The following is a 7,560-nucleotide window of genomic DNA, read 5'->3' on the forward strand; positions in this document are numbered from 1 at the left end:
TCGGTGGCCCCTTCGAGCCCTATCGCCAGAGCGAGCGCCTCGACACCTACCGGCCCTACGTCGATCGACTGATCGAGTCCGGCCACGCCTACCACTGCTGGTGCACACCGGGGCGGTTGGCGCAGATGCGCGAGGCGCAGGCCAGGGACAAGAAGCCGACCGGCTATGACCGCATGTGCCACGGGCTCACGGAGCAGGAGCGGGCAGAGCTTCCCGGCTTCTCCGAGACGCCCGTCGTGCGCATGTTCGTGCCCGACGACGTCCCGCTGGTCTTCGACGACCTCATCCGCGGCACGGTGTCGGCACCGCGCCCGGACGACCAGGTCATCTTCAAGGCCGACGGCTTCCCCACCTACCACCTGGCCGTCGTCGTCGACGACCACGAGATGGGCATCACCCACGTCGTGCGCGGCGAGGAGTGGATCTCCTCGACGCCCAAGCACATCCTGCTCTACCAGTGGCTCGGGCTGGAACCGCCGAAGTTCGCGCACATGCCCCTGCTGCGCAACCCGGACTCCTCGAAGATCTCCAAGCGCAAGAACCCCGCCGCTCGCCTCACCTGGTTCCGTGAGCAGGGCTACCTGCCCGAGGCCCTCGTCAACTTCCTCGCCCTGCTGGCCTACCCGCCGGCCAAGGGCCCGGAGGGTGAGGACGTGGAGGTCTTCACGTTCGAGGACTTCTCCGCCCGGTTCTCCTGGTCCGACGTCAACCCGGTCGGCCCGATCTTCGACCTGAAGAAGCTCGACTGGCTCAACGGCATGCACATCCGCGCCCTGGAGCTCGACGACTTCACCTCGCGTCTGCTGCCCTACCTCGAGGCCGACGGCATCCTCAGCGGCAACCCCTCGCTGGGCGAGCTCGGGCGACTGCGCGAGGTCGCGGCCCTGATCCAGACGCGGATCGCCCACCTCACCGAGGCAGGGGCGTTGGTCGCACCGTTCTTCGCCCCGGACGACATGGTCGACGTCGCCGATGATGCCCGCGCCCAGCTGGGTGAGGATGCCGTGCGCGTCCTCGACGCGGCGTCCACGGCGCTCCAGGCGCTGCCCGACGAGCACAGCGGGGTCCTGGCGTCGGAGTCGACGTGGACGGCGCCGGCCATCGAGGCGGCGTTGCGTGCCGCGGTCATCGACGGGCTCGGGCTCAAGCCCAAGGTCGCCTTCACGCCGCTGCGCACCGCGGTCTCCGGACGCCGGATCTCGCCGCCGCTGTTCGAGTCCATGGAGATCCTGGGCAAGACGGCCACGTTGACCCGGTTGGACGCCCTGCGCTCGACCCTCTGAGGTGGCCGCGGAGCCGGTGTGGCGGTCGGCGATTTGGGTGCTGGCGAACGTGCCCGCTAAGATCGTGCCTCGGTTCGCCTGAAGCCCACGCCCTCGCGGCAACGGCAGATGGCATACCCCATGGGGTATGGTGTAATTGGCAACACTGGTGATTCTGGTTCATCCGTTCTAGGTTCGAGTCCTGGTACCCCAGCCATCGATGACGAGGCACATGCGTGCTCACGGTCGTCGATTCGGAGAAATCCCTGCCACCCGGTAAGGTTCTTCTCCGTGCCACGGGCCCACAAGGCTCCGGCACCGCTAGGGCCCCGTTGTGTAGCGGCCTAGCACGCCGCCCTCTCAAGGCGGTAGCGCGGGTTCGAATCCCGTCGGGGCTACAAAAGCCAAACCCCCCGGTTCGCCGGGGGGTTTGGCATTTTCCGGCCTGCGGTGCCGGGTCAGCGGGTGGGGTCGAACGGGGTCAGCGCGGGGTGGAGCTGGCCGGTTGCGACGAGGCTGGCAAGGAGCTGCCCGGTGACCGGCCCGAGCACGATGCCCCACATGCCGTGCCCGCCGGCGACGAAGACCCGACGCGACCTGGTGCCGCCGACGAGGGGGAGACCGTCGGTGGTGCAGGGGCGGGACCCCACCCACTCCTCCTGCCGTTCGTGCAGGTCCAGCCCGTCCATGAGCGGTGCCAGGGCGGCTGCCATGACGTCGATCCGCTCACGGTCCAGGGGAGCCGAGGGGGAGCGGAACTCCATCGTCCCGGCCACGCGCAACCGGTCGCCGGTGGGCGACCGCAGAGGGGTGCAGGCGAGGCGTTGGGCGGGGAAGTACACCGGCCCGGACGGGAGCTGGCGTGCGCGGACGGTGAAGCTGTACCCGCGGCCGGCCTGGACGAGGTGTCGCACCCCGAACGCCCTGGTCAGGTCGCCGAGCTCTGCACCGCTGGCCACCACCACGGCATCGACCCGATGCGTGATCCCGGTGTCGTCAGCCACCTCGACCGACTCCCCGCGATCTTGGAGCCCGGTGACCGTCCTTCCCGTCAGGATCGTCCCGCCTCGGGCTCGGAAGGAGGCGGCGAGGGCATCCATGAACCGGGGCGGGTGGATGTACCGCTGGCCGTGGATCCGGATGCCTGCCCCGACGGTGGGCGACAGCGCCGGTTCGCAGCGCCGGGCCTCCTCACCGGTCAGGATGTCGAAACGGACGTCCTGACCGGCGCCGGCCATCTGTTCCAGTTCCTCGAGCAGGAACCGACGGTCCTCGGGGGTGCGGTAGCAGGCCAGGAACGGGTCCGCCTCGTGGGTCGGCTCGCTGACCCCGCCCTCGGCCAGGCGGTCGAACGCGCCCAGGGCCATGGCGTTCACCTGCAGGTAGGCGCTCATGCCGGCACGCCACCGCCGCGTGGTGCTGTGGCGTGCGAACCCGGTGAGGAAGCGCAGCAGTCGCGGGCTCGGGATCCGGGGGACGACCACCGGCGAGGACGGGTCGAGCAGCGCTCGCAGCCCCTGCCCGAGCACGGCCGGATCGGGGAGCGGGGCCGTCAGGCCGGGGGTCAGCCAGCCGGCGTTGCCCCAGGAGGCCCCGGCAGCGACGTCACCGCGTTCGATCACGGTGACGTCGATGCCGTGGTCCTGGAGGAACCAGGCAGTGGACAGGCCCACCATGCCTGCTCCGACGACGACGACCTGGCGGGGACGGCCGCCTTCGCCAGGGGTCACCATCCGACGAGGTCGGCGCAGCGGATGCAGCGGGTGGACCACGGTCGTGCCTCGAGCCGCACCACGGAGATGGGGTCGGCGCACCGGATGCACGTTCCGTACCGACCCTCGGCGTACATCCGCAGCGCCAGGCGCACCTCGTGGAGGGTGCGCTCGACGGATGCGCGGTGGGCCGCGGCGACGTCGTCGGCCGGCAGGGTCGGCATGGATCGGAACTGCTCGTCCAGCGTGGCCTCGAGCCCTCGCAGGTGATCCGCCCTGGCGGGAGGTACTTCAGGGCGCGCAAAAGTGACAGGGGTGTTCATGGTGGTGTCCTTGACAGGTCAGCGTCGCGCTCGAAGGGCGCGACCGGGGAACGGCCGCTCCGTCAGGGTGACGGAACAGCCGGGAGGGGCTGGGTCAAGGTCAGGCGGGCGGCGCGCGGTCGACGCTGCGACGCAGGACGTCGAGCCCGCGGATGCCGCGGGCCTCCTCGCCGAGCGCGATCGCGAGCAGCGCTGCGCCGGAGGGCACGTGGTCAGGCAGGTGGGTGACGTCGAGGCAGTGGGCCCCGTCACGCAACGCCTGCTGCCTCATGGCCCCGACCATAGCCATGGGTGGGGGAGAAGACCATTGAGGGTCGCCTTCCCACCCTCACGGAATCGCTCGTGGTGCCGGGTGTGCAGGGCTCGCACACCCTCCGCCAGCTCCGGTGCGGGGCCGTCGACATCTGCGTCGGGGACGACGTCGGTGATCCGCAGGGGGGCGACCGGCCCGGGGGCGGATCCGAGCCCGGTGAGCCAGTCCACCAGCTGGAGGGTGGAGGTGGCGAACACGATCCGCCCGAGTCCCGCCCAGGCGTGCGCTGCAGCGCACATGGGGCAGTGTTCGCCGGAGGTGTAGACGGTGAGCACACCACGCAGTGGGCGGGGGATGTTGGCCTCCGCCCACTGGGCGATGGCGAGTTCGGGATGCCGGGTGCCGAAGAGGCCAGTGTCCCGGTTCCGGTCCTCGAACAGCACGTGTCCTTCCGAGTCGACGAGGATCGATCCGAAGGGTGCGTGGCCCTGACCCAGTGCTTCCTCGGCCAGGGCCACACACCGTGCGAGGTGGACGAGGTCCTGCTCCTCGATGCTCATGAGTGGCTCTCAGTCCCGCTCACGAGCCGACGTGGACGATGCCCTCGGGGACGTCCGGGCGGATCTCGGTCCCGACTCGGCGAGCCAGCAGGTCGGGCAGCTTGTCGAGGGGCCCGATGAGGGCACGGCCCCCAGCCTTGGCGATGCGGATCGCGGCATCGACCTTGGGCTGCATGGAGCCCTCGGCGAACGGGAGCTCGGCGATGGCCTCGGGAGACGCGGTGAGGATGTCGCGCTGGTGCGGTGTGCCCCAGTTCTCGCTGACGTAGTCGCCGTCGGTGAGCATGACGAGGAGGTCGGCGTCCAGCTCGGCGGCCAGGGCTGCTGAGGCGAGGTCCTTGTCGACGACGGCCTGCATCCCGATCTCACGTCCTCTTTCGTCGATGCGGACCGGGACACCGCCACCGCCGACGCACACGACGAGCTGACCACTGTCCAGGAGCTGGCGGATGGTGCCGGCCTGCTGGATGCGCAACGGGGTGGGGGAGGGAACCACGCGGCGGAACATGGTGCCGTCGCGCGCGATCGTCCTGCGGTACTCGGCGGCTGCCTCGGCGGCATCCTGGGGTGAGTACTGGGGTCCGATCAGCTTGGTCGGGTGGCTGAACGCCGGGTCGTCGCTGTCGACGACCGCGGTGGTGATGAGAGCGGTGACCGGCCGGCCGCCGACCAGAGCGTTCGACAGCTCCTGCTGGATGACGTAGCCGATCATCCCTTGCGTCTCGGCACCGAGGATGTCGAGCGGGTACGCGGCCACGTCCCGGTAGGCCAGGTTCTGCAGCGCGAGCAGGCCCACCTGGGGCCCGTTGCCATGGGTGATGACGACCTCGTGTTCCGCGGTCAGCTCAGCGAGCGCCTGGCAGGTGGACTTGACGTTTGCCCGTAGACGGTCGGCGGTCATGGGCTCTGCGCGCTTGGCGAGGGCGTTGCCTCCGAGGGCGACGACGATACGCATGGTGTTCTCCTGGGGTGGGAAGGTCGTGAGGTCTCAGACGGGTACGGATGCGGTTTCGGGGGTGGCCTGCTCCGGCTGGCCCCAGAACGTGCCGGCAAGTTCCCCGCCGCGCTGGCACAGCAGGCCGAGGACGGCCCCTGCGACGAGTGAGGAGGCGAGCAGTCTCCAGTCGGCGTCGATGGCGAAGGTCGAGTAGCAGCCCACGAAGATGCCGGGGACGAAGGCGAGCCACTTCACGGCGCCCATCAGGACGATGATGGCGACGATGACGCCGACGGCGATGCCGGTGCCGGCCGGCGTGCCGATGAGGTCGCCGAGGGCGATCATGCCCAGGGCGGTGAGGATCCCGACCAAGGTCGTCGAGAGGGTGAGCGCAAGTCCCTTCAGGCCGGGGGTGCCGAGGGCGAAGTAGGCGGTGCAGCCGGCGAAGCCAGCCCAGATGGACAGCCCCACCAGCGGGGCCAGCCCCGCCCAGGCACCGCACAGGATGCCGGTGACGATGGCTGCGAGTACGAGGTTGCGGTTCACGTGAGTTTCCTTGTCTCAGAGATGTGTCGGGGTGAGGGCGTCCAGGGTGTCGACGATGCCGGTGAGCGTGTCGGTCCCCGAGGTCGAGCCGATCGCGGCGACCGCCTCGAAGGCGGCCTCGAGGTCGTCGGAGCCGGTGACGGCGCAGCGTGCGGCTCGCGTGATGTCGTGGTGGAAGCACCGGTCGGCGGCTGCCCGCAGGTAGTGGCCGCCGACCGGAGTCGTGGTGTCGGCCTTCACGGTGACGGCGTGTGCGAGAAGTCGCCGGAGCGTGGAGGTGGCTGGGTGCAGCGTGAGGACGGCCAGGGCGCCCACGAGGTAGTCGTCGCCCGAGGGGGTCAGGCCGGTACCGAGCCCGATCAGGGCGGCCGCGGCCGGTGTGAGGCCGTCCGGGTCCCCGGTCAAGGCTGCGCCGATGGCTCCCCGGTACGTCTGGGCGCCGTGAGTCAGTCGGCGGCTCATCGCCTGCTCGAAGTCCTGCGCGTGCGTCCCGGTGCGAAATGAGCCCGGTGCGGCGAGCGCGTCGAGGGCCTGGCGTGCTCGGGTCCGGGGACTCCCTGCGGTGGCGGTGGCAGCGGGGAGCCGGGCGACCCGGCACGAGAAGAAAGTGCAGCCGGTGAGCCCCACCGTCAGGCGGCCGATCTCCAGGGTGCTGCCCTCGCGTCGTGCCGTGGTCCCGGCGGCCACCCTGGGCAGGGTCGCCGCGTCCGTGATGAGCACGCCGGGTGCGGGTCTGCCGTCCCGGGTGACGAGGGTGAGCAAGCCACCCGGGACGCGCAGGTTGAGCGCGTGCTCGAAGGAGGAGTCGACCGCGGCCCCGCCGGCCGTGCCCGGCAGGTGTTGCCAGGCACGGTCGGCGGCGCGGCCGCGGAAGTGCGTCATCTCACGCGGTGATCGACTCGGCGAGGGCCACGATGGCCTTCTCGAAGACCTCGAACGGCGGGTGGACCAGGCCGGTGCCGATCATCCCGATGCCAGCCTCCTTGTGGGCGATGGCGGTGTTGATGATGGGGAGCTCACCGGTCTCGATGACCTTGACGACGTCGATCCCGGTGGCGATCCCGCGGAAGTCCAGCACCGGGATCGTCAGGTTGGGGTTGGTCGTGGTCGTGATGGCGACCATGTCCTTGGAGTAGCTCATGGCGTCCTCGACGGTGCCGCCGACGAGCGGCACGATCGCGGGGGCGGCGGCCATGGCGAAGCCGCCGATGCCGTACGTCTCGGTGATCGCGGAGTCACCGATGTCGAGGCCGGAGTCCTCGGGCTTGTAGCCGCCCATCATCGGGCCGATGACCTGCTGGGCCGGGCCGGTGAACCACCGGAAGCCCTCGAAGTTGCTGACGCGCAGCCCGAAGTCGGTGCCGTTGCGGCACATCGTCGTGACGACGGTGCTGTTCGGGACGCCGTGCGCGGCATCCATGGCGCACTTCGAGACGGCCATCCACGTCGGGCCGGAGAAGTAGTCGCTCGAGGCGATGAAGTCGAAGACCTCCTTCTTCTGCTCGGTCGTGAAGTCGGTCTGCAGCATCGCCGAGGCCAGCGACTGGAAGAACAGCAGCGTGCCGGCAATGTTGCGGTTGTGGTCCTCGTCGCCCATGTGGAGGGCCTGGGCCAGCATGGAGCGCAGGTCGATCTCGCCGGTGATCTCGACGGCCTGCTTGAGCATCGGTCCGAAGACGTCGCGCATCCACACGAGGCGGTCGATGACCGACTGGTCGTTCGCGCCCATCCGAAGGATCTTGGCGAGCTGCTCGGAGAGGTTGGTGTAGGCGACGTTGCCGTGCACGGCGTTCTTGACGATGTGCATGTACATCGAGGCGGACGTCACCCCGGCCATGGACCCGACGCAGTCGTGCTCGTGGCAGGGTGAGAAGACGACGCCGCCGCTGGCGGCGACCTCCTCCGCCTCCTCGATGTCCTTGGCAAGTCCTTCGAAGACGATGGCTCCCGTCACGGCACCGCGCATG

At 70.0% G+C, this 7,560-nt stretch carries 9 protein-coding genes and 2 tRNA genes; 3 read left to right on the forward strand and 8 right to left on the reverse strand.

Annotated elements, in window-relative coordinates; genetic code table 11:
• The 3 genes from gltX to PLL68_RS02880 all read left to right on the forward strand — a co-directional run.
• A partial coding sequence (gene gltX, locus PLL68_RS02870) for a glutamate--tRNA ligase (RefSeq protein WP_324531477.1) occupies positions 1–1,283 on the forward strand: 1,283 nt, incomplete at its 5' end.
• Between the two features lie 121 nt (positions 1,284–1,404).
• Positions 1,405–1,479 (forward strand) — tRNA-Gln (locus tag PLL68_RS02875).
• A 108-nt stretch (positions 1,480–1,587) separates the two neighbouring features.
• A tRNA-Glu gene (locus tag PLL68_RS02880) sits at positions 1,588–1,660 on the forward strand.
• A gap of 60 nt (positions 1,661–1,720) precedes the next feature.
• Here the strand turns inward: PLL68_RS02880 and PLL68_RS02885 are convergent.
• From PLL68_RS02885 to PLL68_RS02920, 8 genes are all read right to left on the reverse strand, one after another.
• Positions 1,721–2,995, reverse strand: coding sequence for an NAD(P)/FAD-dependent oxidoreductase (locus PLL68_RS02885; RefSeq protein ID WP_502910651.1), 1,275 nt, complete (start codon positions 2,993–2,995; stop codon positions 1,721–1,723).
• On the reverse strand, positions 2,989–3,297 hold the full coding sequence (locus tag PLL68_RS02890) for a TraR/DksA family transcriptional regulator (protein WP_324531481.1): 309 nt from the start codon (positions 3,295–3,297) through the stop codon (positions 2,989–2,991). Before PLL68_RS02890 ends, PLL68_RS02885 begins: the two co-directional genes overlap by 7 nt.
• Before the next feature lie 100 nt (positions 3,298–3,397).
• Positions 3,398–3,568 (reverse strand): hypothetical protein, encoded by a 171-nt coding sequence (locus PLL68_RS02895; RefSeq protein ID WP_324531483.1) that lies wholly within the window; start codon positions 3,566–3,568, stop codon positions 3,398–3,400.
• Positions 3,565–4,110, reverse strand: coding sequence for a nucleoside deaminase (locus tag PLL68_RS02900; RefSeq protein WP_324531485.1), 546 nt, complete (start codon positions 4,108–4,110; stop codon positions 3,565–3,567). Before PLL68_RS02900 ends, PLL68_RS02895 begins: the two co-directional genes overlap by 4 nt.
• Before the next feature lie 19 nt (positions 4,111–4,129).
• A complete protein-coding gene (locus PLL68_RS02905; RefSeq protein WP_324531487.1) occupies positions 4,130–5,065 on the reverse strand; it encodes a carbamate kinase in 936 nt (311 codons plus the stop codon).
• 33 nt (positions 5,066–5,098) lie between these two features.
• Complete coding sequence (locus PLL68_RS02910) at positions 5,099–5,593, reverse strand: DUF1097 domain-containing protein (RefSeq protein WP_324531489.1); 495 nt, start codon at positions 5,591–5,593, stop codon at positions 5,099–5,101.
• 15 nt (positions 5,594–5,608) lie between these two features.
• The gene (locus PLL68_RS02915; RefSeq protein WP_324531491.1) at positions 5,609–6,475 is read right to left on the reverse strand and encodes an oxamate carbamoyltransferase subunit AllH family protein; all 867 of its coding nucleotides are present in this window, start codon (positions 6,473–6,475) and stop codon (positions 5,609–5,611) included.
• A 1-nt stretch (position 6,476) separates the two neighbouring features.
• A partial coding sequence (locus PLL68_RS02920) for a YlbE family protein (RefSeq protein WP_324531493.1) occupies positions 6,477–7,560 on the reverse strand: 1,084 nt, incomplete at its 5' end.

The sequence above is a fragment of the Ornithinibacter sp. genome (assembly GCF_035443565.1).
Lineage (GTDB): Bacteria > Actinomycetota > Actinomycetes > Actinomycetales > Dermatophilaceae > Fodinibacter.